The organism is Thermomonas flagellata, from assembly GCF_022419185.1.
Taxonomy (GTDB): Bacteria; Pseudomonadota; Gammaproteobacteria; order Xanthomonadales; family Xanthomonadaceae; genus Thermomonas; species Thermomonas flagellata.
Window position 1 is genome coordinate 79,357 of the sequence record NZ_JAJOZK010000009.1, and the last position, 24,687, is coordinate 104,043.

Annotated in this window: 24 protein-coding genes; 17 read left to right on the forward strand and 7 right to left on the reverse strand. The window is 72.5% G+C overall.

The features are described 5' to 3' along the window. Window positions 1–43 precede the first annotated feature (43 nt). A complete protein-coding gene (locus ML340_RS09575; protein ID WP_240099051.1) occupies window positions 44–1,750 on the reverse strand; it encodes an alkaline phosphatase in 1,707 nt (568 codons plus the stop codon). A gap of 116 nt (window positions 1,751–1,866) precedes the next feature. On the opposite strand from ML340_RS09575, the gene ML340_RS09580 reads away from it, so the two are divergent. Together ML340_RS09580 and ML340_RS09585 are read left to right on the forward strand one after the other, a co-directional pair. After that, window positions 1,867–3,189 (forward strand): dicarboxylate/amino acid:cation symporter, encoded by a 1,323-nt coding sequence (locus ML340_RS09580; protein ID WP_240099053.1) that lies wholly within the window; start codon window positions 1,867–1,869, stop codon window positions 3,187–3,189. 27 nt (window positions 3,190–3,216) lie between these two features. Then, window positions 3,217–3,717: an acyl-CoA thioesterase gene (locus tag ML340_RS09585; RefSeq protein WP_240099055.1), complete on the forward strand. Its 501-nt coding sequence runs from the start codon at window positions 3,217–3,219 to the stop codon at window positions 3,715–3,717. Between the two features lie 75 nt (window positions 3,718–3,792). On the opposite strand, the gene ML340_RS11975 is transcribed toward ML340_RS09585, so the two are convergent. Both ML340_RS11975 and ML340_RS09595 read right to left on the reverse strand, forming a co-directional pair. After that, window positions 3,793–4,506 (reverse strand): C40 family peptidase, encoded by a 714-nt coding sequence (locus ML340_RS11975; RefSeq protein ID WP_338064430.1) that lies wholly within the window; start codon window positions 4,504–4,506, stop codon window positions 3,793–3,795. A 156-nt stretch (window positions 4,507–4,662) separates the two neighbouring features. After that, window positions 4,663–5,205 (reverse strand): C40 family peptidase, encoded by a 543-nt coding sequence (locus tag ML340_RS09595; protein WP_338064431.1) that lies wholly within the window; start codon window positions 5,203–5,205, stop codon window positions 4,663–4,665. Window positions 5,206–5,268: 63 nt separating this feature from the next. On the opposite strand from ML340_RS09595, the gene ML340_RS09600 reads away from it, so the two are divergent. Together ML340_RS09600 and ML340_RS09605 are read left to right on the forward strand one after the other, a co-directional pair. Further along, window positions 5,269–5,751 carry an FKBP-type peptidyl-prolyl cis-trans isomerase gene (locus ML340_RS09600; RefSeq protein WP_240099057.1) on the forward strand — a complete coding sequence of 161 codons (483 nt, stop codon included), beginning with the start codon at window positions 5,269–5,271 and terminating at the stop codon, window positions 5,749–5,751. Window positions 5,752–5,863: 112 nt separating this feature from the next. After that, window positions 5,864–7,120, forward strand: coding sequence for an NAD(P)/FAD-dependent oxidoreductase (locus ML340_RS09605; RefSeq protein ID WP_240099154.1), 1,257 nt, complete (start codon window positions 5,864–5,866; stop codon window positions 7,118–7,120). A gap of 34 nt (window positions 7,121–7,154) precedes the next feature. Here the strand turns inward: ML340_RS09605 and parE are convergent, their stop codons facing one another. Then, window positions 7,155–9,044, reverse strand: a complete 1,890-nt coding sequence (gene parE, locus ML340_RS09610) for a DNA topoisomerase IV subunit B (RefSeq protein WP_240099059.1) — start codon at window positions 9,042–9,044, stop codon at window positions 7,155–7,157. Window positions 9,045–9,242: 198 nt separating this feature from the next. Here parE and ML340_RS09615 point away from each other — a divergent pair, with 198 nt between their 5' ends. The 6 genes from ML340_RS09615 (at window position 9,243) to ispD (ending at window position 14,570) form a co-directional block, all read left to right on the forward strand. Continuing rightward, on the forward strand, window positions 9,243–9,554 hold the full coding sequence (locus ML340_RS09615) for a hypothetical protein (protein ID WP_240099061.1): 312 nt from the start codon (window positions 9,243–9,245) through the stop codon (window positions 9,552–9,554). A gap of 120 nt (window positions 9,555–9,674) precedes the next feature. Beyond that, window positions 9,675–11,342 (forward strand): CTP synthase, encoded by a 1,668-nt coding sequence (pyrG, locus tag ML340_RS09620; protein ID WP_240099063.1) that lies wholly within the window; start codon window positions 9,675–9,677, stop codon window positions 11,340–11,342. 34 nt (window positions 11,343–11,376) lie between these two features. After that, window positions 11,377–12,210, forward strand: coding sequence for a 3-deoxy-8-phosphooctulonate synthase (gene kdsA / locus ML340_RS09625; RefSeq protein WP_240099065.1), 834 nt, complete (start codon window positions 11,377–11,379; stop codon window positions 12,208–12,210). A gap of 22 nt (window positions 12,211–12,232) precedes the next feature. Then, the gene (gene eno / locus ML340_RS09630) at window positions 12,233–13,528 is read left to right on the forward strand and encodes a phosphopyruvate hydratase (protein ID WP_240099067.1); all 1,296 of its coding nucleotides are present in this window, start codon (window positions 12,233–12,235) and stop codon (window positions 13,526–13,528) included. Window positions 13,529–13,548: 20 nt separating this feature from the next. Beyond that, window positions 13,549–13,887, forward strand: a complete 339-nt coding sequence (ftsB, locus tag ML340_RS09635; protein WP_240099069.1) for a cell division protein FtsB — start codon at window positions 13,549–13,551, stop codon at window positions 13,885–13,887. After that, the gene (gene ispD, locus ML340_RS09640; protein ID WP_240099156.1) at window positions 13,875–14,570 is read left to right on the forward strand and encodes a 2-C-methyl-D-erythritol 4-phosphate cytidylyltransferase; all 696 of its coding nucleotides are present in this window, start codon (window positions 13,875–13,877) and stop codon (window positions 14,568–14,570) included. Before ftsB ends, ispD begins: the two co-directional genes overlap by 13 nt. Before the next feature lie 13 nt (window positions 14,571–14,583). Here ispD and ML340_RS09645 read toward each other — a convergent pair whose 3' ends face one another. Next, complete coding sequence (locus tag ML340_RS09645; RefSeq protein WP_240099079.1) at window positions 14,584–16,152, reverse strand: InlB B-repeat-containing protein; 1,569 nt, start codon at window positions 16,150–16,152, stop codon at window positions 14,584–14,586. Between the two features lie 67 nt (window positions 16,153–16,219). Beyond that, window positions 16,220–18,820 carry an InlB B-repeat-containing protein gene (locus ML340_RS09650; RefSeq protein ID WP_240099081.1) on the reverse strand — a complete coding sequence of 867 codons (2,601 nt, stop codon included), beginning with the start codon at window positions 18,818–18,820 and terminating at the stop codon, window positions 16,220–16,222. A 126-nt stretch (window positions 18,821–18,946) separates the two neighbouring features. Here ML340_RS09650 and ispF point away from each other — a divergent pair, with 126 nt between their 5' ends. Beyond that, window positions 18,947–19,429, forward strand: coding sequence for a 2-C-methyl-D-erythritol 2,4-cyclodiphosphate synthase (gene ispF / locus ML340_RS09655; protein WP_240099083.1), 483 nt, complete (start codon window positions 18,947–18,949; stop codon window positions 19,427–19,429). Continuing rightward, the gene (truD, locus tag ML340_RS09660; protein WP_338064432.1) at window positions 19,426–20,502 is read left to right on the forward strand and encodes a tRNA pseudouridine(13) synthase TruD; all 1,077 of its coding nucleotides are present in this window, start codon (window positions 19,426–19,428) and stop codon (window positions 20,500–20,502) included. Before ispF ends, truD begins: the two co-directional genes overlap by 4 nt. 84 nt (window positions 20,503–20,586) lie before the next feature. Here the strand turns inward: truD and ML340_RS09665 are convergent, their stop codons facing one another. Further along, window positions 20,587–21,153 (reverse strand): Smr/MutS family protein, encoded by a 567-nt coding sequence (locus tag ML340_RS09665; protein WP_240099085.1) that lies wholly within the window; start codon window positions 21,151–21,153, stop codon window positions 20,587–20,589. Between the two features lie 67 nt (window positions 21,154–21,220). Between ML340_RS09665 and surE the strand changes: the two genes are divergently transcribed. The 5 genes from surE (at window position 21,221) to ML340_RS09690 (ending at window position 24,596) form a co-directional block, all read left to right on the forward strand. Then, window positions 21,221–22,009: a 5'/3'-nucleotidase SurE gene (gene surE / locus ML340_RS09670; protein WP_240099087.1), complete on the forward strand. Its 789-nt coding sequence runs from the start codon at window positions 21,221–21,223 to the stop codon at window positions 22,007–22,009. Continuing rightward, window positions 22,006–22,686 carry a protein-L-isoaspartate(D-aspartate) O-methyltransferase gene (locus tag ML340_RS09675; protein WP_240099089.1) on the forward strand — a complete coding sequence of 227 codons (681 nt, stop codon included), beginning with the start codon at window positions 22,006–22,008 and terminating at the stop codon, window positions 22,684–22,686. The genes surE and ML340_RS09675 overlap by 4 nt, the downstream gene beginning before the upstream one ends. Further along, window positions 22,683–23,297 carry a YqaA family protein gene (locus tag ML340_RS09680; protein ID WP_240099091.1) on the forward strand — a complete coding sequence of 205 codons (615 nt, stop codon included), beginning with the start codon at window positions 22,683–22,685 and terminating at the stop codon, window positions 23,295–23,297. Before ML340_RS09675 ends, ML340_RS09680 begins: the two co-directional genes overlap by 4 nt. After that, complete coding sequence (locus ML340_RS09685; protein WP_240099093.1) at window positions 23,294–24,088, forward strand: peptidoglycan DD-metalloendopeptidase family protein; 795 nt, start codon at window positions 23,294–23,296, stop codon at window positions 24,086–24,088. The genes ML340_RS09680 and ML340_RS09685 overlap by 4 nt, the downstream gene beginning before the upstream one ends. 94 nt (window positions 24,089–24,182) lie before the next feature. Continuing rightward, window positions 24,183–24,596: a DUF2946 family protein gene (locus ML340_RS09690; RefSeq protein WP_240099095.1), complete on the forward strand. Its 414-nt coding sequence runs from the start codon at window positions 24,183–24,185 to the stop codon at window positions 24,594–24,596. Window positions 24,597–24,687 lie beyond the last annotated feature (91 nt).

Consider the following 24,687-nt stretch of genomic DNA (forward strand, 5'->3'; position numbering starts at 1 on the left):
GCGGGCGGCGCGGGCAGGCCCCGCGCCGCCCCCGTGCGGGCGTTCAGTGGCCGGCGAACGCCTGCGGCGGCGGCAGTTGCACCGGCACCCCGTCCGCGTCGCACAGGCCCTTGGCGCACAGCGCCTGGCGCAGGCGCGGGTTGGCCTGCAGCAGGAAGTGGAAGATCGCGTTCTGCTCCACGCTGCCGCGCACCGCGGCGCTGCCCGGGCCGCGCGCCCAGATGCCGACGTCGTCGCCGCCGTGGGTCTCCGCGCGGGTCGGCACCAGCGCTTCCTGCAGGTAGTCCGGGGCCTCGGTGTCCACCTGGGTGAGGTCCGGGCGGCCGTTGCGCGCCGGCTGCACGCCCTTGGCGTCGTGCTCGAAGTGCTTGGGCCCTTCCGGCTGGCTGTTGCTGGCGCCGACGTAGCCCGGGCCGTTGGCATAGCTCAGGGTGGTGTAGGGGCGCCCGGTCGCGTCCAGCGCCAGCTTCTCGGGGTCGGAGTCCTCGCCGCTGCCGCCCTTGACCTTGCCCAGGATCGGGTTGCCGCGCGCGGGATAGCCGACGAAGCTCAGGGTGTGCGAGTGGTCGGCGGTGACCACGATCAGGGTGTCCTCCGGGGAGGTCATCTGCGCGGCCACGCGCACCGCGTCGGACAGGGCGATGGTGTCGGTCAGCGCGCGGAAGGCGTTGCCAGCGTGGTGGGCGTGGTCGATGCGGCCGCCCTCGACCAGCAGCACGAAGCCGTTCGGATTGCGCGCCAGGCGGGTGATGGCCGCGCGCGTCATCTCCGCCAGCGAGGGCTCGCCGGCCTTGTCCTGCGGGCGGTCGTGCTCGAAGTGCATGTGGTCCGGCTCGAACAGGCCGAGCAGCGGCTTGTCGTCCGGGGCCTGCCGCAGCTGCGCCTCGTTCCAGACGTAGACCCCGCCCGGGTGGCGCTTCAGCCACTCGGCGATCAGGTCGCGGCCGTCGCCGCGGGCGCCGGACAGCTGCGGGTATTCCGGATCGCGCTGGCTGGCCGGCATCAGGTTGATGCGGCCGCCGCCCATCAGCACGTCCGGGCCGCTGCCGTACGGGCTTTCCACCATCTGGCGGGCGATGTCGAGGCAGCCGGCGGCGCGCGCCTTGGCCGGCAGCTGGGTGTCGTTCTCCCAGTCGCGCTCGGCGCTGTGGCTGAAGGTGGCGGCGGGGGTGGCGTGGGTGACGCGGGTGGTGGTGACCACGCCGGTCGCCATCCCGGTGCTGGCGGCCAGCTCCCACAGGGTCAGCAGCGGGGCCTCGAGGGCGGCGTCGCAGTCGTCGCGCGGCGCGGTCTGGGCGATGCTGAGCACGCCCATGCGGGTCTTCACCCCGGTCGCCATCGCGCTCATGGTGCCGGCCGAGTCCGGGGTCTGTGAATTGGTGTTGTAGGTGCGGCTCAGCGCGGTCGCCGGGAACTGCTCCCAGGACAGGCGGTTCTCCTCGCCCGGCTGGCCCTTGCGCTGGCCTTCGAGGATGCGCGCGGCGGCCACGGTCGGCAGGCTCATGCCGTCGCCGACGAACAGGATCAGGTTCTTGGCGCGCCCGGCCATGGCGCCGCGCTCGGCGGCCTGGGCGGCGCCGGCGCGGAACCACCAGGCGGCGGTCTCGCCCTGCGGATGGGCGATCGCGGGGACGTCCACGCGCGCGACGGCCGGGGCGGCGGACAGGGCGGAAGGAGGGGCGCTGGCGCAGGCGCTCAGGGCGAACGCGGCCAGCCACGGCAGCAGGCGGGGGAGGGGGTGTCGGTCCATCCGGCGATTATGGCCGCAAAAGTTTGACCGTCATGCGGCAGCATGCCGATCCCGGCACTGCCGCCGCGGGCGGGCCTCGGGTATGGTCGGCGCTTTCTTGGGCGCAAGGTGGCGGCATGCTGCAGTGGTGGTTCCGGATCCGGTTCTGGCAGCGGGTGCTGCTCGGCTTCGTGCTCGGGATCGCCGCCGGCTGGGCGCTGGGACCGCAGGCCGAGCGCTGGCTCGCGCCGGTCGGGCAGGTGTACGTCAACCTGATCCAGATGATCGCGATCCCGCTGGTGCTGTTCGCGGTGATCAACGCGGTCGGCTCCCTGCACGGCAAGCGCTCGGTGGCCGCGCTCGGCGGGCGCACCCTGCTGTGGTTCGCGATCACCGCGGTGCTCGCGGTCGCGGTCGGGCTGGCCACCGGCTGGCTGCTGCGCCCGGGCGCCGGGGTCGATCTGGCCGACCTCAAGCTGGCCGCCGACTACCGCCCGCGCGAGGTGCCGGGGCCGCTGGACGTGCTGCTGAACCTGGTGCCGGCCAACCCGTTCCGCGCGCTGTCGGCCAGCGCCACCGGCAAGACCGCCGACGGGCTGGCGGTGCTGGTGCCGAGCAACTACACCATCCTGCAGGTGATCTTCTTCGCCGCGCTGCTCGGCGCCGCGCTGGTGCGGATCGGCGAGCAGGGGCGCCAGCTGCGCGCGCTGGCGGCGGAGGCCAACGCGCTGATGATCCAGGTGACCCGCTTCGTGCTGGAGTTCACCCCGCTGGGCACGTTCGCGCTGATCGCCGCGCTGGTCGGCGGCTACGGCTTCGCCAAGCTGCTGCCGCTGGGGCAGTTCGTGGTCGCGCTGTACGTGGCCTGCGCGGTGCAGATCGTGGTGGTGTACGGCGGCCTGCTGCTGGCGCACGGGCTGAACCCGCTCAAGTTCCTGCGCGGGGCGCTGCCGGCGATGCAGGTCGGGTTCGTGGCATCCTCCAGCTTCGCCGCGCTGCCGCTGTCGCTGCGCAGCGTGGTCCACAACCACGGGGTCGACCGCGACTACGCCGCGTTCGCGGTGCCGCTCGGGGCCAGCATCAAGATGGACGGCTGCGGCGCGATCTACCCGGCGCTGGCGGCGGTGTTCATTGCCCAGTACGCCGGGCTCGACCTGAGCCCGGCGCAGTACCTGGTGATCGCGCTGGCCTCGGTGCTCGGCAGCTTCGGCACCGCCGGGGTGCCGGGCACCGCGGTGATCATGGCCACCGTGGTGCTCAGCGCGGCCGGGCTGCCGCTGGCGGCGATCGGCTACCTGTACGCGATCGACCGCATCCTGGACATGATGCGGACCATGACCAACGTCACCGGGCAGATGCTGGTGCCGGTGCTGGTCGCGCGCGAGACCGGCCTGCTCGACCGCCGCATCTACGACGCCGCGCCCAGCAACCTCGGGCTGGAGCACGCCGGCGGCGACTGATCCTTCCCTGCGGCGTAGGATGGCGGCATGAGCGGACAGCAGCGGCAACTGACGATGCGGTTCCTGGCCGAGCCGACCGACGTCAACTACGGCGGCAAGGTGCACGGCGGCCAGGTGATGAAGTGGATCGACCAGGCCGGCTACGCCGCCGCGGTCGGCTGGAGCGGGCGCTACAGCGTGACGGTGGCGGTCGGCGGGATCCGCTTCGTCGCCCCGATCCGGATCAGCGACCTGGTGACGGTCAAGGCCACCCTGGTGCATACCGGCACCACCTCCATGCACTTCGCGGTCGACGTGCATGCGCGCGACCCGATGCAGATCGACGGCGACCGCCTGTGCACCCACTGCGTGATCGTGTTCGTCGCCCTCGACGGGGTGGAGGGCCATCCGGTGCCGGTGCCGAGCTGGACCCCGACCACCGACGAGGACCGCCGCCTGGCCGACTACGCGCTGCAGGTGATGGCCCTGAGCAAGGGCATCGAGGAGACGGTAGCGCGCTACCGCGAGGCCAGCCACGCCCCGGATTGAGGGCCCGGACGCGCCGACGCCGCCCGCAGGCGGCGTCGTGGGGATGCAGGAGCGCCTGTCGCAGCGCGCGCGGCGTCAATTGCCGGCCAGCACCCGGCGCGCCTGCATGAACTTGTCCGCCCAGTAGCCGGTGGTCAGGCTGGACACTGTCACGTCGCGCCCGGTGCGCGGCGCGTGCAGGAAATTGCCGTTGCCCAGGTAGATGCCGACGTGGTCGATCCGGCCGCGGCGGCCGAAGAACACCAGGTCGCCCTCGGCCAGCGCGGCCGGGTCGGTCACCGCGATGCCCTCGTTGGCCATCGCCCGCGAGACCCGCGGCAGGTCGATGCCGATGCTGCTGAACACATAGCCGACCAGGCCGCTGCAGTCGAAGCCGCGGTCGGGGTTGCTGCCGCCCCAGCGATAGGGGGTGCCGAGCAGGGCCAGCGCGCGCTGCAGCACGGTCTTGATGGTGCTGGAGGTGCCGGCCTGGGCGCTGCTGGCGGCCTGCAGGGCCTGCAGCTGCTGCGCCAGCGGGGCGGTGTCCGGGGTCGCCAGCGCGGCGGGGGCCGGCAGCAGGGGGCTCGCCGCCGCGGCGGTGACGGGCGCGGCAACGCCGCTGGGCGTGCCGGCATCGGTGGCCGGGGCCGCCGGGATGGCCGGGGCCGCGGCCGGCGCCGCGGTTGCGGCGACCGGATTGGCCGGGCTGGCGGCGAAGGCCGGGGCGGCACAGGCCGCCAGCAGCAGGGTCAGGACGAGTCGGGAGCGGTTGCGCCGGGTATGGCCGTGGGGCAGGGTCACTGTCGTCACGCGGTCATCACGAAATCGAACCAGCGGCGACTATGCCGGCCTTGGCCGGCCGAAGGGTTCAAAAAACGTTACGCGGGAAAACATGAATGCGGGGCGCGGTCACATTTTTGTCCCATGGCCGCGTTCATTTTCGTGATGGCGGCCGCCCCGGCCCATTCAGAACAGCAGGCGCCGGGCGCCGCTGTAGCGCCGCTGCCACCACGGTGCGTCCAGATGGTCCAGGCGCACGGTACCGCCGCTGCTCGGGGCATGCACGAAGCGGCCCTCGCCGACGTAGATGCCGACGTGGGTGACGTTGCCACCCTCGGAAAAGAACACCAGGTCGCCGCCGGCTAGCTGCGCCGGGGCGATCGTGGGGCCGGCCAGCGCCGCCAGTTCGCGGGTGGTGCGCGGCAGGCGCATGTCCAGCATGTCGCGGTAGACGTAGTTGACCAGCCCGCTGCAGTCGAAGCCGCCCTCCGGGGTATTGCCGCCCCAGCGGTAGGGGGTGCCGACCAGGCTCAGCGCCCGCATCAGCACCGCGTTGGCGCGCGCCGGGTCGGCCGGCGGCAGCACCGGCCAGGCGCGCGCGGCCGGCGCGGCCGGCGTGCGCACGCGCTCGGGGCCGGCGCAGGCGGCCAGCGCCAGCAGGCATGGCAGGCACCAGGCGATGCGCCGATAATGCGCGCCCGGTCGCCGCAGGTGGGCGGCAGGGTCCATGGCGGCACAGTCTTGCCGCATCCCGCAATCCCGGCAAGCGCCGCCAGCAGCGAGTCCACGCCCATGAAGATCGAGAAAGACCGCATCGTCCGTTTCCACTATGCCGTCGCCGAGGCCGGCCAGGCCCCGCTGGAGAGTTCCCGCGACGGCGGCGAGCCGCTGGCGATCCTGTTCGGGCACGGCCAGATCATCCCGGGCCTGGAGAAGGCGATGGAAGGGCACGAGGCGGGCGACAGCTTCAAGGCCCAGGTGCCGGCGGCGGAGGCCTATGGCGAGCGCCGCGAGGGCCTGACCCAGCGCATCCCGAAGAAGCACTTCGGCGCGCAGAAGCTCGAGCCGGGCATGCAGGTCGTGCTGCAGACCCACTTCGGGCCGCGCGCGGTCACCATCGAGAAGGTCGGCCTGAGCGTGGTCGATGTCGACCTCAACCACCCGATGGCCGGCAAGGACCTCGACTTCGACATCGAGATCGTGGAGGTGCGCGAGGCCAGCGCCGAGGAACTGGCGCACGGCCACGTCCACGGCGAGGGCGGCCACGCCCACTGAGCCGCAGCCCGCGACCGCGGCGGCGGTTCCCGGCTAGGATGGGGCTCTGCCGCGCGGTGCGGCGAGGGAGGCGAGCGTGCAGGGGCAGGCGGCATCCGCCGCGCCGGGCGGGATGCCGGCGCAGACCGACGTGCTGGTGATCGGGGCCGGCGTCTCCGGGCTGGCCGCGGCGCTCGCCCTGCTGGCCGACGGCCGCGGCGTGACCGTGATCGACGCCGGGCGCATCGGCGGCGGCGCCTCGCACGGCAACTGCGGCACCCTGACCCCCAGCCATGCCCCGCCGCTGGCGGCGCCGGGGACGGTGCTGCGCGCGCTGCGCTGGATGTTCACCCCGGATGCGCCGCTGTACGTGCCGGCCCGCTTCGACCCGGCGCTGTGGCGCTGGCTCGCCGGCTTCGCCCGCCGCTGCAACCGCCGCGACTGGCTGGCCAGCGCACGCGCCAAGGCCGCCCTGCTGCTGGATTCGCGGGCGCGGATCGCGGACTGGATCGCGCGCTACGGATTGCAGTGCGAATTCGTCGAGAGCGGCGAGGACTACGTGTTCGCCGACCCGCGCGCGTTCGAGCACGACCAGCGCGAGCTGCCGCTGCTGCGCGAGCTGGGCATCCGCGCCGAGGTGTTCGACGGGACGGCCTATGCCGCGCAGGAGCCGGCGCTCAGGCCCGGCCTGGCCGGTGCGATCCGCTTCGCCGGGGACGCCGCGCTGCGCCCGGACCGCTACGTGGCGGAGCTGGCGCGCTGCGTGCGCGAACGCGGCGGGCAGGTAGTCGAGCACTGCGCGCTGCACGCGCTCGAGGCCGGCACGGACGGCGTGCAGGCCGAGACCGCCGCCGGCCCGGTGCGCGCACGCGAGGCGGTGCTGGCGGCCGGGGCGTGGTCGCCCCTGCTGGCGCGCGCGGTCGGCCAGCGCTGGCTGCGGCGCGCGATCCAGCCGGGCAAGGGCTATTCGATCACCTACGATCCGCCGGCGCTGGTGCCGCGCCGCCCGCTCACCCTGCGCGACGTGTCGGTGTGCGTGACCGCGTGGCCGAGCGGGTTCCGCCTCGGCAGCACGATGGAGTTCTCCGGCTACGACAGCAGCCTCAACGAGCGCCGCCTGGGCGCGCTCGAGCGCGGCGCGCGGCGGTTCCTGCGCGAACCGGTCGGGCCGCGCGTGCGCGAGCGCTGGTTCGGCTGGCGGCCGATGAGCCGCGACGACATCCCGCTGATCGGGCGCGCGCCGGGCCAGCCGCGCCTGTGGCTGTCCACCGGGCACGGGATGATGGGGGTGGGGATGAGCGCCGGCGGCGCGCAACTGCTGGCCGACCGGATGGCCGGGCGCACCCCGGCGCTGGATCCGTCCCCGTTCGACCCGGCGCGGTTCGGCTAGGCGCGCCGCGCGCCGGCCAGGCGCGAGGCGGGGGTCAGACCTCCAGCGTCGCCAGGTCGCCCTTCTGCTCCAGCCAGCTCTTGCGGTCGGCGGCGCGCTTCTTGGCCAGCAGCATGTCCATCAGGCCGGCGGTGGCGGCGTCGTCATCCACGGTCAGCTGGACCAGGCGGCGGGTGTCCACGTGCATGGTGGATTCACGCAGCTGCTGCGGGTTCATCTCGCCCAGGCCCTTGAAGCGGGTGACGTTGACCTGGCCCTTGAGCTTCTCGCGTTGGATCTTCTCCAGCAGCAGGCGCTTTTCCTCCTCGTCCAGCGCGTAGAACACCTGCTTGCCCACGTCCACCCGGAACAGCGGCGGCATCGCCACGAACACGTGGCCGGCGCGCACCAGCGCGGGGAAGTGCCTGAGGAACAGCGCGCTGAGCAGGGTGGCGATGTGCAGGCCGTCGGAGTCGGCGTCGGCGAGGATGATGATCTTGCCGTAGCGCAGCCCGGACACGTCGTCCTTGCCGGGATCGCAGCCGATCGCCACCGCCAGGTCGTGCACTTCCTGCGAGGCCAGCACCTGGCCCGAGGCGACCTCCCAGGTGTTCAGGATCTTGCCGCGCAGCGGCAGGATGGCCTGGAAGTCCTTGTCGCGCGCTTGCTTGGCGCTGCCGCCGGCGGAGTCGCCCTCGACCAGGAACAGCTCGGTGCGCGACAGGTCCTGGCTGATGCAGTCGGCCAGCTTGCCGGGCAGGGCCGGGCCCTGGGTGACCTTCTTGCGGACGACCTGCTTTTCGGTCTTGAGCCGCGCCGCGGCGCGCTCGATCGCGAGCTGGGCGATCTTCTCGCCGAGCTCGACGTGCTGGTTCAGCCACAGCGAGAACGCGTCGTGCGCGGCGCCCTCCACGAACCCGGCGGCCTGCCGCGAGGACAGGCGCTCCTTGGTCTGGCCGGAGAACTGCGGGTCGGTCATCTTCAGCGACAGCACGAAGCTGGCGCGGTCCCACACGTCCTCGGGCGCCAGCTTGACGCCGCGCGGCAGCAGGTTGCGGAAGTCGCAGAACTCGCGCAGGGCCTCGGTCAGGCCGGTGCGCAGGCCGTTGACGTGGGTGCCGTGCTGGGCGGTGGGGATCAGGTTGACGTAGCTCTCCTGCACCAGCTCGCCCTCGGGCACCCAGGCCACCGCCCAGTCCGCGACCTCGGTGTCCTTCTTCAGCGACCCGACGAACAGCGCCGGCGGCAGCAGCTCGCGGCCCTCGAGTTCGCCGCGCAGGTAGTCGCGCAGGCCGTCCTCGTACTGCCACTGCACGCGCTCGCCGCTGGCCTCGTCGAACAGCGCGACGGCCAGCCCCGGGCACAGCACGGCCTTGGCGCGCAGCAGGTGCTTGAGCGCGCGCAGGTTGAACTTCGGCGTGTCGAAGTACTTCGGGTCCGGCCAGAAGCGCACGCGGGTGCCGGTGTTCTTCCTGCCCACCGAGCCCACCACCTGCAGCGGCGAGGCGCGCTCGCCGTCGGCGAAGGCCATGTGGTACTCGCTGCCGTCGCGCTTGATGAACACATCGACCTTCTTCGACAGCGCGTTGACCACGCTCACGCCGACGCCGTGCAGGCCGCCGCTGAAGGTGTAGTTCTTGTTGCTGAACTTGCCGCCCGCGTGTAGGCGGGTGAGGATCAGCTCGACCCCGGGGATCTTCTCCTCCGGGTGGAGGTCCACCGGCATGCCGCGGCCGTCGTCGGCGACCTCGCAGCTGCCGTCGGCGTGCAGGGTCACCTCGATGCGCCTGGCGTGCCCGGCCAGCGCTTCGTCCACCGCGTTGTCGATCACCTCCTGCGCCAGGTGGTTGGGGCGGCTGGTGTCGGTGTACATGCCGGGCCGGCGCTTGACCGGGTCCAGGCCGGAGAGGACTTCGATGTCGGCGGCGTTGTAGCGGGAACTCATGCAGGGCGGGGATCCGCGAGACTGGAAGGCGCAGGCCGCCCGAGGCGGTGCGTTGGAGGGCGGCAGCATGGCGGCTCGTCCCGGAACAGGCAAGCGCGGCTGGTTGAATGCGGGGCCGGGGCAGGTGGTTATTCAGCAGCGATTGGCTGCGGTTCGCTTATTTCGCAAAGACCGAGTGTTCCACGAGGAGGTGCTCCGATGGCACGCAAGACGAGCGTGATCGTTTTCCTGGCGATGGCCGGGATAGGCTTTACTGCGGTGGCCCTCGCCGCCGGCCCGGCAACGCAAGAGGCTGCCAGCAAGCCGCAGGAGGTGACACCGAAGGCCGGAGGCTCCAACCGTGGCTATGTGGTGGGCGATGGCGGTGTCGCACGCCTGAAGGGCAGCAAGGCTTCTGGGCAGAGTGCCCAGATCGGCATCAACGAACCCGGGGTCAACCGCAAGGCCGGGCGCGAGGCTCCGCCACGCGAGACTGCTGCGCCCAAGCCGCAGCCGCCCCGCGGCGACTGAGCCTCGCCCTCCGAGGCGATCTCCGGGTCGTTGCCGGTGGCCGGAGGCCAGCCTTCCGGCCACCACATTCACACCCTGCCGGGGCAGTCGGTAGAATACGGCTTTCACGCGGTTGCCCCCATGACTCCCCTGATCTTCGTGACCGGCGGCGTGGTGTCCTCGCTCGGCAAGGGCATCGCCGCCGCCTCGCTGGCGGCCATCCTCGAGGCCCGCGGCCTGCGGGTCACGATGATGAAGCTCGACCCCTACCTCAACGTCGATCCGGGCACCATGAGCCCGTTCCAGCACGGCGAGGTGTACGTCACCGACGACGGCGCCGAGACCGACCTCGACCTCGGCCACTACGAGCGCTTCGTCAACACCCGCCTGTCCGGCCTCAACTCGATCACCACCGGCAAGATCTACGAGGCGGTGATCCGCAAGGAACGCCGCGGCGACTACCTCGGCGGCACGGTGCAGGTGATCCCGCACGTGACCGACGAGATCAAGCGCTGCATCGAGGCGGCGACCGCCGGCTTCGACGTCGCCCTGGTGGAGATCGGCGGCACCGTCGGCGACATCGAGTCGCTGCCGTTCCTGGAGGCCATCCGCCAGCTGCGCATCGAGCGTGGCCCGGACCGCGCGATGTTCCTGCACCTGACCCTGGTGCCCTACATCGCCGCCGCCGGCGAGCTCAAGACCAAGCCCACCCAGCACTCGGTCAAGGAGCTGCGCGGCATCGGCATCCAGCCGGACGTGCTGATGTGCCGCAGCGAGCTGCCGCTGCCGGAGGGCGAGCGGCGCAAGATCGCGCTGTTCACCAACGTGCCGGAGAAGGCGGTCATTTCCGCGATCGACCTCGACAACATCCACAAGATCCCGCGCTGGCTGCACGGCCAGGGCCTGGACCAGCTGGTGGTGGAGCAGCTGCGCCTGCAGGACAAGGCGCGGCCCGCCGACCTGGCCGAATGGGACGCGGTGGTGGACGCCGCCGAGCACCCGGTGGACGCGGTCACGATCGCGGTGGTCGGCAAGTACGTGGACCACAAGGACGCCTACAAGTCGGTGGCCGAGGCGCTCAGGCACGGCGGCCTGCGCCAGCGCACGCGGGTGGACCTGAAGTGGCTGGAGGCCGAGGACGTGGAGCGCCAGGGCGCGGCCGCGCTGCTGGCCGACGTGGACGGGGTGCTGGTGCCAGGCGGCTTCGGCGACCGCGGTTTCGAGGGCAAGGTGCTGACCTCGCAGTACGCGCGCGCGACCGGGCTGCCGTACTTCGGCATCTGCTATGGGATGCAGGCGGCGGTGGTGGACATCGCCCGCCACGAGGCCGGGCTGGCCGGCGCCAACAGCACCGAGAACGACCGCGGCACGCCGCACCCGGTGATCGCCCTGATCACCGAGTGGCGCACCGCCAGCGGCGAGGTCGAGCGCCGCAGCGAGGGTTCCGACCTCGGCGGCACCATGCGCCTCGGGCTGCAGGAGCAGCGGGTGAAGCCGGGGACCCTGGCGCATGCGCTGTACGGCCGCGACGTGGTCGCCGAGCGCCACCGCCACCGCTACGAATTCAACAACCGCTACCGCACCCGGCTGGAGGACGCCGGGCTGGTGATCTCGGCCAAGTCGATGGACGACACCCTGGTCGAGATGATCGAGCTGCCGCAGGCGGTGCATCCGTGGTTCCTCGCCTGCCAGGCGCACCCGGAGTTCCTGTCCACCCCGCGCCACGGGCATCCGCTGTTCGTCGGCTTCATCCGCGCCGCGCGCGAGCGCCGCGCCGGCGGCGCGCTGCTGCGCGAGGCGCGCGCATGAGCGCCCGCGTGCGCGCCCCGTCCCGGAGGCATCCATGAACCTGTGCGGCTTCGAGGTCGGCCTGGACCGGCCGCTGTTCCTGATCGCCGGCCCCTGCGTGGTCGAATCCGAGCAGCTGCAGCTGGACACCGCCGGCCGCCTCAAGGAGATCACCGCGGCGCTCGGCATCCCCTTCATCTTCAAGTCCAGCTTCGACAAGGCCAACCGCACCTCCGGCGCCAGCTTCCGCGGGCCCGGGATGGAGGAGGGGCTGCGCGTGCTGGCCGAGGTCAAGCGCCAGCTCGGGGTGCCGGTGCTCACCGACGTGCACGAGTACACCCCGGTCGAGGAAGTCGCCAGCGTGGTCGACGTGCTGCAGACCCCGGCCTTCCTGGTCCGCCAGACCGACTTCATCCGCCGCGTGTGCAGCGCCGGGCGCCCGGTCAACATCAAGAAGGGCCAGTTCCTCGCGCCGTGGGACATGAAGCCGGTGGTGGAGAAGGCCAAGGCCACCGGCAACGCCCAGATCCTGGTGTGCGAGCGCGGCGTGAGCTTCGGCTACAACAACCTGGTCAGCGACATGCGCAGCCTCGCGGTGATGCGCGAGACGGGCTGCCCGGTGGTGTTCGACGCCACCCACTCGGTGCAGCTGCCGGGTGGGCAGGGCAGCCGCTCCGGTGGCCAGCGCGAATTCGTGCCGGTGCTGGCGCGCGCGGCGGTGGCCGCCGGCGTGTCCGGGCTGTTCATGGAGACCCATCCCGACCCCAGCAAGGCGCTGTCCGACGGCCCCAACGCGGTGCCGCTGGACAAGATGCAGCCGCTGCTGGAGACCCTGCTCGAGCTGGATGCGGTGACCAAGCGCCGCGGCTTCCTCGAGACTTCCTTCTGATCCACCACCCAGCCCAGACCCGATGAGCACGATCACCCACGTCCACGCCCGCGAGATCCTCGACAGCCGCGGCAACCCCACGCTCGAAGCGGAGGTGACCCTGGCCGACGGTAGCATCGGCCGCGCGGCGGTCCCGTCCGGCGCCTCCACCGGCAGCCGCGAGGCGGTCGAGCTGCGCGACGGCGACAAGACCCGCTACGGCGGCAAGGGCGTGCGCAAGGCCGTGGCCAACGTCAATGGCCCGATCGCGGCCATGCTCAAGGACTTCGACGCCGCCGACCAGCAGGCGCTGGACCGCCGCCTGATCGACCTGGACGGCACCGACAACAAGGGCCGGCTGGGGGCCAACGCGCTGCTGGCGGTGTCGCTGGCGGCCGCGCACGCGATGGCCGCCTCGCGCCGGCAGCCGCTGTGGCAGTACCTGGCCGCGATCAGCGAGCATCCGGCCGGCTGGCAGCCGCGGCTGCCGCTGCCGATGATGAACATCGTCAACGGCGGCGCGCATGCCGACAACAACATCGACCTGCAGGAGTTCATGATCCTGCCGGTCGGCTTCGACCGCTTCTCCGAGGCGCTGCGCGCCGGCGCCGAGGTGTTCCACGCGCTCAAGGCGGTGCTGAAGGGCCGCGGGCTGTCCACCGCGGTCGGCGACGAGGGCGGCTTCGCGCCCGACCTGCGCAGCAACGGCGAGGCGCTGGAGACCATCCTCGAGGCGATCGGCAAGGCCGGCTACAAGGCCGGCGAGGACATCGCGCTCGGCATCGACGCGGCCGCCAGCGAGTTCTACGAGAACGGCAAGTACCACCTGACCGGCGAGGGCAAGCGCCTGACGGCCGAGCAGATGACCGAGTTCCTCGCCGACTGGGTGCGCCAGTACCCGATCGTCAGCCTCGAGGACGGCATGGCCGAGCAGGACGCGGCCGGCTGGAAGCTGCTGACCGAGCGCCTGGGCACGCAGGTGCAACTGGTCGGCGACGACAACTTCGTCACCAACCCGCGCATCTTCCACCAGGGCATCGAGGACGGCATCGCCAACGCGATCCTGGTCAAGGTGAACCAGATCGGCACCCTCAGCGAGACCCTGGAGACCCTGGCCATGGCCGAGGCCGCCGGCTACGCGGCGGTGATCTCGCACCGCTCCGGCGAGACCGAGGACACCACCATCGCCGACCTGGCGGTCGGCACCACCGCCAGCCAGATCAAGACCGGCTCGCTGTGCCGCAGCGACCGCGTGGCCAAGTACAACCGCCTGCTGCGGATCGAGCAGGAGCTCGGCGCGCACGCGCCCTACGCCGGCCGCGCCGCGCTGCGGCGCTGATCCTGCAGGTGGGCGCGGGCGTGCGCTGGCTGCTGCTGGCCCTGCTGCTGCTGCTGGCCTGGCTGCAGTACCAGTTCTGGTTCGGCAGCGGTGGCCAGCGCGAGCTGGCCGCGCTGCGCGCACAGGTCGCGCGCCAGGCCGAGGAGAACCGGCGCCTGCAGCAGCGCAACGCCGCGCTCGCCGCCGAGGTGGAAGACCTCAAGTCCGGCGAGGCTGCGGTCGAGGAGCGCGCGCGCGCCGAGCTGGGCATGGTCAAGCCAGGCGAGGTGTTCTACCGGGTCATCGCACCCACGCCGCCGCCTGCCAACGGCGACGCGCCGGCGCCGAATCCGGCCAGCCCAGACGGATCCCCGCCGTGAACTGGGCCCTGCTGCCGGCCGCCGGGCGCGGCCTGCGCTTCGGCGGCGCGCGGCCCAAGCAGTACCTCGAGGTCGCCGGCAAGCCGGTGCTCGCGCACGCGCTGGATGCGCTGCTGGCGCATCCGCGGGTAGAGGGCGCGGTGGTCGCGCTAGCCGCGGACGATCGGTACTGGCCGGGCTGGACCACGCGCCAGGGCAAGCCGGTGATCGCCTGCACCGGCGGCAGCGAGCGTGCCGACTCGGTGCTGGCCGCGCTCGCGGCGCTGCCGCCCGGGGTCGCCGCGGATGCCTTGCTACTGGTGCACGATGCCGCGCGCCCCAACCTGCGCGCGGACGACCTCGACAGGCTGATCGCCGCCGCCGAGGCCTGCGCGGACGGGGCCATCCTCGCCGCCCCAGTGCGCGACACCCTCAAGCGCGCGGACGGCGACGGCCGGATCGCCGCCACCGAGCCGCGCGAGCGCCTGTGGCGCGCGCTGACCCCGCAGGCGTTCCGCCGCGACCTGCTCCTGCGCGCGCTGCTGGCGGCGCGCGCGGATGGCGTGCTGCCGACCGACGAGGCGATGGCGGTCGAACGCCTGGGCCTGCACCCGCGGCTGGTGGAAGGCAGCGAGGACAACATCAAGGTCACGACCCGCGCCGATCTTGACTACGTCACGTACTGCCTTTCCCGGCGGCCCTGACGCCTGCGACCGGTCATGGCTTGCCATAGTCCTTGGGCATGAACTGGGTGCGGTCCCAGGGGAATCCATCGAGGACCTGCCATGACGCTTTCTGCTCGAACAGCGCCGGATACGGATCCGGCTGGCCGGCGACGATGTAGGTGTAGGGATTCTTGACGCGCAGGCTGACCGAGCCGGCCTTGTCCCAGACCACGAAGCCATAGATCTGCGCGGCACGCGCGATGATCTTGCCCGCACGCGACATCGGCAGTGCTTCCACGTTGATGCTCGGATCGAGACGGAAGCGCGTGCCCTCGCGGATCCGGTCGGGCTCGTTGTTCGGGTTCCAACCGTCCGAGCGCGTGGCCGGCCAGGAGAAATCGTCCCAACTGGCCACATCCACCAGCGAGATGCCCATGACGTGCCGGATTTCGCCGCGCGCGAGTTCCTCGGCGGTGATCTCGCCACCGATGAACGGCAGGCCCGTGGCCGTGGCGCCATACGGGAAAGGAAAGCGGCCATCGCTCTGGGCGACGTTCTGCAGGCGCCCGCCCCAGCACGCTTTCCAGCCGCCGCCTTCCGCGCGCATGATCCAGAACTCCCAGTAGGTCTGGGTGCTGAGGTCGTAGATCGCCATTTCCTGGTCCGTCCCGTCCGCGGCCCTCGCACCGGTGGGCACCGGTACGTCCTTGAACTGATCCACGAGGCCTGCGTCCACCCAACCGCGGTTCTGGCAGTCCCAGGCGGTCACGTTGATGCGCGTCCCGGTGAGCATCACCGGGGTCGTGCCTGCGGGATTGCCCGGGTTCACGGGTGAACCCGCCGTCTGTACCACGTAGATCGGCGCGGCGTACTGGTACGTGTTGAGATTGACGTTGTTGTAGTAGGCCTTGATCTGTTGCACCAGTTTCTGTGCATAGACCGAGGATTTCGGGTCGAGCGTGGCATTGGCCGGGATGGGCGCATACCAGAAACTGCTCGGGGCGAACACGCGCTCGACCACGAAGGGGGCGCTGCCCGCGAAGCTGGCGCCGACGCTGCGCGCCTGGCCCATGGCGACGGTGCAGGCGGTGGCGCTGCCGCTGCAGTCGCCGCTCCAGCCGGTGAAGGTCTGGCCGCTGGCCGGGGTGGCGGTGAGGGTGACCGCGGTGCCGTTGTCGAAGCTAGCCGAGCAGGTGCTGCCGCAGTCGATCCCGGCGGGGCTGGAGGTGACCTTGCCGCTGCCGGAGAGGCTCACGCTGAGGGTGTAGCGGACCGGCGCGAACGCGGCGCCGACGCTGCGCGCCTGGGTCATGGCGACGGTGCAGGGGCTGGCGCTGCCGCTGCAGTCGCCGCTCCAGCCGGTGAAGGTCTGGCCGCTGGCCGGGCTGGCGGTGAGGGTGACCGCGGTGCCGTTGTCGAAGCTGGCCGAGCAGGTGCTGCCGCAGTCGATCCCGGCGGGGCTGGAGGTGACCTTGCCGCTGCCGCTCAAGGTGACGTTGAGGGCGTGGCGGGTCGGCGTCGGCGGCGGAGGGGCAGGCGGCGTGCTGCCACCGGATCCGCCGCCCCCGCCGCCGCAGGCGGACAGCAGCAGGAGCAGGGCGCCGACCAGCGATGTGCGCAATCGGCGGCTTATCGCGCATTCTACTGTGGGCATCCGAATGGCTCCGGTTGCAGGCAGCGCGCGGGCATTACAGCGCTCCGATCGACCAGCTTGCCCCGCGCGGCTGGCCGGCAAGGTTGGTCGAGAACGCCATTCCCGGGATCGCATTGAATCCGGAGAGGTTCATGCCGCGGCCGAGCACGGCCGACCCGGTGGCTGGGATGGCATTGCGGTAGTCGAATGGCGCCGGCAGCGGGCCGTTGGGATAGTTCGGGTTGACCAGCGCGCCGAGGTTGGCCAGGCCCGGGTCGGCGAACAGCCCGGCGGCATCGTTGCCGGTGGCCTGTTGCCATTGCGCGAAGGTCAGCTTGCTGACGGTGTTGAAGCCCAGGTTGAAGGCGTTGGCGAAGCCCGGGTTCCAGTAGGCGTTGTTGTTGACCGTCACACCGGGATCGGCGCCGCTGCCCTGATACCAGATCACCGGTTCGGTGTTGTCCCAGCCCACGATCAGGTTGTTCTGCACGAAGCTGTTGGTATTGGGGTTGCCGCCGCCAGGCGTCGCGTTGTTCCAGAGATAAAGGCCGATGACGTAGGTCCCTGGTGGCGTGGTCCGGGGCAGGATGATGGTGTTGTTGGCGATCAGGACGTTCTTCAGGCCGTGCTGCTGGGCGGTCGGGTTCTGCGTCATCGCATTGCCTTCCCAGTACTCCTGGATGCCGATTCGGAAGCCCACGATCAGGTTGTTGACCAGTTGCGTGTTGGCCAGGTTGGCCGAGCAGGGGTTGGCCCCGGAGGAGCCGCATTCGTCGCCGATCGCCAGTCCGGTGTTGAACTTGTAGAGGGTGTTCCAGGGGTAGCTGCCCGAATAGGGCTGGAACCAGGTGGCAGGGTCGTAGCCGGAGAAGTACAGGATGTTCTGGCGCGCGCTGCCGCCGGGCTGGTTGTCGAAGTACATCGCGGCCGACCAGTTGTCCATCGACAGGTTCTGCTCGAACACCACGCTGCCGGCCTGCAGCCCCGGGGCGCTGCCGTAGCTGATGATGCCCTCGCCCCCGTTGCCGATCACGACGTTGCCGCGCGCCAGCCCCTGGTAGGCGCTGGTGAACACCAGCCCGCCGCTCCAGCCGCCGCCGGCCGCGGCGAAGCCGTTGTTGCCGCGCGGCCAGTTGTGCAGCGCGTTCATCCGCACCAGGTTGTACAGCGCCTGGTTGCCGGTGTTGGGGATGCCACTGGCGCCGAAGAAATTGATGCCGCCCTTGATGTTGTAGTGCGACACGCAGTTGCTCACGGTGATGTTGCTGCCGTAGCCCCAGATGCCGCCGGCGCCCGAACCGCGCGCGGTCAGGCCGTTGAACACCAGATTGGACTGCGCGTACCAGTAGATCGGGCTGGGGTTGGACTGCGAAGCGATGACCAGATCGGCCGCGGCCGGGCTGCTGCTGCCGAAGTCCACCGTGAGCACTCCGGCGACGTAGGCCCATAGCCCGCTGCCCGGGGTCACCGCACTGGCGCTGTTGTTCGGCGCCGGGCGCAGCGCGCGATCGTTGACCACGATGGCCATGGGCTGGCAGTTGCCGGAGTTGGTCACGTTGCCGCTGACCGGGTCGGTGACGCAGGTCGGAGCCATCGCGTTGCCGTCCAGGGTCTTGCTCAGCGGCGCGCGCCAGACGCTGCCGCCCACCTGCGTCCAGCTGCCGGCCGGAATCACCGGCGAGGCATCGATGACCACCGGGCCGTCGCCGTAGGCGCCGAAGGTGATGGGTTTGCCCGGCTGGCCGCCGGCGATGTTGAGCACGTTGAGCACCTGGTGGTAGGTGCCGGCCTTGATCAGCACGGTGTCGCCGGCCTGCACCACCGAGACGGCCTTGGCGAAAGTGGCAAACGGCGTGCTCGGCGAGGTGCCGTTGTTGCCGTCGTTGCCATCCACCGCGACGTAATAGGTCTTGCCCGTGGTCGAGGCCGGCGTGGTCACGTTACCCGGCTGCCAGACCTTCCACGGCACCCGCACGCCGAACACCACGTAGTCGCTGCCGCCCGGCGCGGCGGCGAAGCTGGCGCCGACGCTGCGCGCCTGGGCCATATTCACGGCGCAGCTTGGGGCGCTGCCGCTGCAGTCGCCGCTCCAGCCGGTGAACACCTGGCCGCTGGCCGGGGTGGCGGTGAGGGTGACACTGGTGCCGGCATCGAAGCTCGCCGAGCAGGCGCTGCCGCAGTCGATGCCGGCGGGGCTGGAGGTGACCTTGCCGCTGCCGGAGAGGCTGACGTTGAGGGCGTAGCGGGCCGGCGCGAACGCGGCGCCGACGCTGCGCGCCTGGGTCATGGCGACGGTGCAGGCGGTGGCGCTGCCGCTGCAGTCGCCGCTCCAGCCGGTGAAGGTCTGGCCGCTGGCCGGGCTGGCGGTGAGGGTGACCTGGGTGCCGGCATCGAAAGTGGCGCTGCAGGTGCTGCCGCAGTCGATCCCGGCGGGGCTGGAAGTGACCTTGCCGCTGCCGGAGAGGCTGACGTTGAGGGCGTGGCGGGTGGGTGTCGGCGGCGGTGGCGTGGGCTGGCTGCCGCTGCCGGATCCGCCGCCCCCGCCGCCGCAGGCGGACAACAGCAGGAGCAGGAGCGCCGGCAGCAGGCGCGGCAGCGCCTGCGCGATGGACGGATCGGCAGGTAGAACAGCGAGTACAGGAAGGCGAAGCCGCATGGCGTCTACTCCGGCGGCGGATCCCCCTTGTCGAGGTTCATATCACGCCGGGATGGCACTTCATACTGTTCGCCCGCGTATGGTGGGCGCGGCCGCTACACTGCGCGCGACTTGGAGAGAATCGCCATGACGGATTTCCGCATCGGCCAGGGCTTCGACGTGCATGCCTTCGGCGCGGGCGACCACGTGATGCTGGGCGGCGTGCGCATCCCGCACGATCGCGGCGTGCTCGCGCATTCCGATGGCGATGTCGCGCTGCATGCGTTGTGCGATGCGATGCTCGGCGCGCTGGCGCTGGGCGACATCGGCCGCCATTTTCCGCCGTCGGACGCGCGCTGGAAGGACGCCGACAGCCGCGCGTTCGTGCGCCACTGCGATGCGCTGCTGCGCGCGCGCGGCTGGCGGGTGGGCAACTGCGACATCATCGTGGTGTGCGAGGCGCCCAAGGTCGGCCCGCATGCGCAGGCGATGCGCGAGGCGATCGCCGCCGACCTCGGCATCGAACTGGATGCGGTGAGCGTCAAGGCCACGACCAGCGAACGGCTCGGCTTCACCGGCCGCGGCGAGGGCATCGCCGCGCAGGCGGTGTGCCTGCTGGTGCGCGCGTGAGCGAGGCTGGCCTGGCGGCGGAGGCCGCGCGCGATCCGCTGCCGCGCGCGCACGGCGCGCCGGTGCTGGCCGCGCGCATGCGCAGCACGCCCGCGGACTTCTTCGTGGAGGAGCTGCCCGGGTTCGCGCCCAGCGGGGCGGGCGAGCACCTGCTGCTGACAGTCGAGAAGCGCGGCATGAACACCGCGTTCGCCGCGCGCCGGATCGCGCAGTGGGCGGGCGTGGCGGAGTCCGCGGTGGGCTATGCCGGGATGAAGGACCGCCACGCCGTCACCCGCCAGCGCTTCAGCGTGTGGCTGCCGAAGAAGCAGGCGCCCGACCTGGCCGCGCTCGAGGCCGACGACCTGCGCGTGCTGGCGCATGCCTGGCATGCGCGCAAGCTGCCGCGCGGCGCGCTGGCCGGCAACCGCTTCGTGCTGGTGCTGCGGCAGGTCGCGGGCGAGCGTGCGGCGATCGCGGCGCGGCTGCGGGCGCTGGCGGCGCGCGGGCTGCCCAACTACGTCGGCGAGCAGCGCTTCGGGCGCGGCGGCGGCAACGTGGCGCAGGCGCTGGCGATGTTCGCCGGGCGCCGGGTCTGGCGCGAAGAGCGCGCGCTGCTGCTGTCGGCGGCGCGCTCGGAACTGTTCAACCGGGTGCTGGCGGCGCGGGTCGCGCAGGACTGCTGGGACCGCCCGCTGGAGGGCGAGGTGTGGCTGCTGGACGGCCGCCGCAGCGTGTTCGGGCCGGAGCCGTTCACGCCCGCGCTGCAGGCGCGGCTGGAGGCGTTCGACATCCATCCCAGCGGCCCGCTGTGGGGCGCGGGCGAACTGCGCAGCACCGGCGCCGCACGCGCGCTGGAGCTGGCCGCGCTGGAGGGCGATACCGCCGCCCGCCTGCGGCGCGGGCTGGAGGGCGCGGGCCTGGCGCAGGAGCGTCGCGCCCTGCGCCTGCGCCCGCAGGACCTGGCCTGGGACTGGCGGGCGGAGGATGTCCTGGAGCTGCGCTTCGCGCTGCCGCCCGGCGGCTATGCGACGACCGTGCTGCGCGAGCTGGGCGATATCGTGGACGCGGCGGCGCCCTCGGTATCGGCCTAGTCGCCGGCACGCCGCGTCGTCACCGTCATTGCGCAGAAGCGGATCGGCCGCGCCGGTGCCGCGCGCCGGGCGAGCCGTGGGCCTTCAGCGCTTCTCCAGCAGCACCAGCACTGCGCCGGTGCCGCCCTGCGCGGCCGGCGGGGAATGGAAGGCGAGCACGTCGCCGCGCTGGCGCAGCAGGCGATCCACCAGGTTCTTCAGCACCGGCAGGCGCTCCTCCGAATTGCGGCCCTTGCCGTGCACGATCCGCACGCAGGCCACGCCGTGCGCGCGGCAGTCGCGCAGGAAGGCGCGCAGCAGGTCCTCCGCGGTGCGCGCGGGCAGGCCGTGCAGGTCCAGTTCCTCCTGCGCCGCATAGCCGCCGCGCGCCAGCGTCTTCAGCACCCGGGGTGGCACGTCCTCGCGCCGGTAGGCCAGCGGGTCGCCGGCTTCCAGCGCCGACCCCGGCAGCTGGCGGAACTCCTGCCGCGCGGCCTCCTCGTCGCGGCGGGCCATGCGGGCCGCGGGCTTCGGCTTCGGCGGCGCGGGCGGCGGCGGCGCGGACGGCAGCGGGCGCACCTGGCCGGCATCGGCGCCGATCGCGGCGCGGAACAGCGCGGCATCGTCGGCATCCGCGGGCGGAACGGCGGCAGGAGCGGGGCGGCGGCGCACGCCGGCAGGGTAGCGCAGCGGGCTTCCGTTATCATGGCCGCATGCAGAGGGACGCCGGGTCGGTGGCATGCGGGTACTGGTGAGCAACGACGACGGCGTCGACGCGCCGGGCATCCGCGCGCTCGCGGACGGGCTGCGCGCGGCCGGGCACGAGGTGCTGGTGGTGGCGCCCGACCGCGACCGCAGCGGCGCCAGCAACTCGCTCACGCTGGACGCGCCGATCCGGGTGGTGCGGATGGACGAGACCACCTGGAAGGTCTATGGCACGCCCACCGACTGCGTGCACGTGGCGATCACCGGGATGCTGGAGGCCATGGGCCTGGAGCCGGACATCGTGGTGTCGGGCATCAACAACACCGCCAACCTCGGCGACGATGTGATCTATTCGGGGACGGTGGCGGCGGCGATGGAAGGGCGCTTCCTCGGCCTGCCCGCGGTCGCGGTGTCGCTGGTGACCGAGGACCACCGCGGCCGCCATTACGCCACCGCCGCGCGCGCGGCGGTGGAGATCGTCGAGCGCCTGCGCCGCGATCCGCTGCCGGCCAGCACCATCCTCAACGTCAACGTGCCGGACTTGCCGTGGGAGCGCATCCGCGGCTTCGAGACCAGCCGCCTCGGCCATCGCCACCGCGCCGAACCGTGCATTCCGCAGCAGGACCCGCGCGGGCGCCAGTGGTGGTGGATCGGGGCCGCCGGCGACGAGCAGGACGCCGGCCCCGGCACCGACTTCCACGCGGTGCGCAGCGGCCACATCGCGATCACCCCGATCCACGTCGATCTCACCCGCTATCAGGCGCTGGAGCAGGTCGCCGGCTGGGTGGGCGGGCTGGCCGCCGCGCTCGGGGCGCGCGCATGATCGCGCGCCTGCGCCTGCAGCCGGCGGACGTGGGGCTGGGCATGACCGGCCAGCGTGCGCGCGACCGCCTGATCGAGGACCTGCGCGCGGCCGGGATCGCCGACGAGCGCGTGCTCAACGCGATCCGCACCGTCCCCCGCCACCGCTTCGTGGACGAGGCCCTGGCCAGCCGCGCCTACGAGAACAACGCGCTGCCGATCGGCCATGGGCAGACCATCTCGCAGCCGTACGTGGTGGCGAAGATGACCGAGGCGCTGCTGGCCGCGGCACCGACCCGGGTGCTGGAGGTCGGCACCGGCTCCGGCTACCAGGCCGCGGTGCTGGCCGCGCTGGGGCTCGAGGTCTATACCGTCGAGCGCATCGGCGCGCTGCTGCGCACCGCGCGCAAGCGCCTGCGCGCGCTCGGCCTGCAGGTGCGCAGCCGCCACGACGACGGCCGCATCGGCTGGCCGGAGGAAGCCCCGTTCGACGCCATCCTGGTGACCGCCGCGGCGCCGGCGCTGGTGGAGGCGCTGCTGGAGCAGCTCGCCCCCGGCGGGATGCTGGTGGCGCCGGTCGGGCCGAGCGCCGGGCAGTCGCTGCTGCGCGTGCAGCGGCAGGCCGACGGCAGCTGCGTGCAGTCCGACCTCGGGCCGGTGATCTTCGTGCCGCTGCTGGCCGGCCTGGTGGACCGATGAGGCTGTTCCGGCCGCTGTACGAGCGCGCCCTGCGCTGGTCGCGCCACCCGCACGCGCCGCGCCTGCTGGGCGGGCTGAGCTTCGCCGAGGCGATCGTGTTCCCGGTGATGCCGGAGGTGATGCTGGCGCCGATGTGCCTGGCACAGCCGCGGCGCGGGATGTGGTTCGCCAGCATCAGCCTGGCGTTCTCGCTGCTGGGCGCGGTGGTCGGCTACCTACTCGGCCACTACGCCTACGAATGGGTGCGCCCGCTGCTGGACAGCATCGGCTGGCTGGAGAAGATCGACGCGCAGGTGGTCGAACTGCGGCGGATCACCGCGCAGTCGCCGTGGCAGGCGTTCTGGCTGCTGGTGCTGGCCGGCTTCACCCCGATCCCGCTGAAGATCTTCACCTGGGCCAGCGGCGTGGTCGGGGTGCCGATGCTGCCGTTCCTGGCCAGCATGCTGATCGGCCGCGGCAAGCGGGTATACCTGGTGGCGCTGGCGATCCGGCTCGGCGGCGAGCGCGCCGAGCGCGCGCTGCACCGCTGGATCGAACACCTCGGCTGGGCCGCGCTGGTGCTGCTGGCAGCGGTCGGCGGCTGGCTCTATTGGCACGGGCACGCGGCATGAGGCGGCGGGCGGCGGCCGTGGGGCGGTGGCTGGTGCTGGCCGTGGCGCTGCTGGCGCTGGCGGCCTGCGGGCGCAGCCACGTGGTGCGCGCGCCGTCCGCCGAGGCGCGCCCGGCGCCGCGGGTCTCGCAGCCCAAGCCCGGGGCGACGGTGGTGGTGCAGCGCGGGCAGACCGTGTACCGGATCGCCACCGAGCACGGCATCACCCCGCTCGACCTGGCGCTGTGGAACGACATCCCGCCGCCGTACACGATCTACCCCGGCCAGCGCCTGCGCCTGTATCCGCGGGATTCGCGCGAGCCGCGCGTCGCCTCCGGCGCCCCGGCGCGACCGCCGTCGCCCGCGGCCGGTACGCCTGCGCCGGGGCGGGCGCCCGTCGCCACGCCGCCTGCCGCAGCTGCGCCCGCGCCGCCCGCCAGCCCGATCGCCTGGGCCTGGCCGACCGAAGGCCAGGTGATCGCGACCTTCCTCGCCGGCGACCCCACCCGCCAGGGCATCGACATCGCCGGCAAGGCCGGCCAGCCGGTGCGCGCGGCGGCCGACGGGGTGGTGGTGTATTCCGGCTCCGGGCTGGTCGGCTACGGCGAGCTGGTGATCGTCAAGCACAACGACCAGTGGCTGTCGGCCTACGGCCACAACCGCGCGCGCCTGGTCAACGAGGGCGCGCTGGTCAAGGCCGGCCAGCCGATCGCGGAGATGGGGCGCAGCGGCGCCAGCCGCGACATGCTGCACTTCGAGATCCGCTACAACGGCAAGCCGGTCGATCCGCAGCAGTACCTGCCGCGACGCTGAGGGCGCGCGTTGCGGGGCCGAGGGAGGCGCCGCGGGCCGCGTCCTGCCGTCGGTGCTTGCCGGCCGCCGCCGGCTTCGGGCGATAATCGCGCCGATGCACGCTCTGCGCCGTCCCCGCCATCCGCTGCTGCCGCTGGCCCTGCTGGCGGCGCTGCTGCTGGCGCTGGTGCCGAGCCTGGGGCGGCTGTGGCAGGCCGCGCACGAAGATCCGCTGCTGGCGCAGTTGGACCAATTGTGCACCGCCGACGGCCTCGCCTCCTCGCATGGGCTGGCGCGCTGGCTGGCCGGCAGCGCGGAGCCTCCGCAGGATCCGTCGGGGCACGGCCACGGCGGCGATGACTGCGACTACTGCCCGCTGCTGGCACATGCCGCGACGCCGCCGCCGCCGCTGGGCGTGGTGCCGCCGGCCGCGCCTGCGCCGACCCCGTTCGTGCGCCCGGCGACCCTGCGCCTGCGGGCGCGCCATCTGCTCGGCTGGGCGCCGCGCGGACCGCCGGCGGCGGCCTGATCCCGCCTGATCCCTGACGGCGGGCGCGCTGCGCCCGCCGGTCCCCGACCGACGACCGCTCCGCGGCTGCACCGCGCGGCGGTGCACGCGC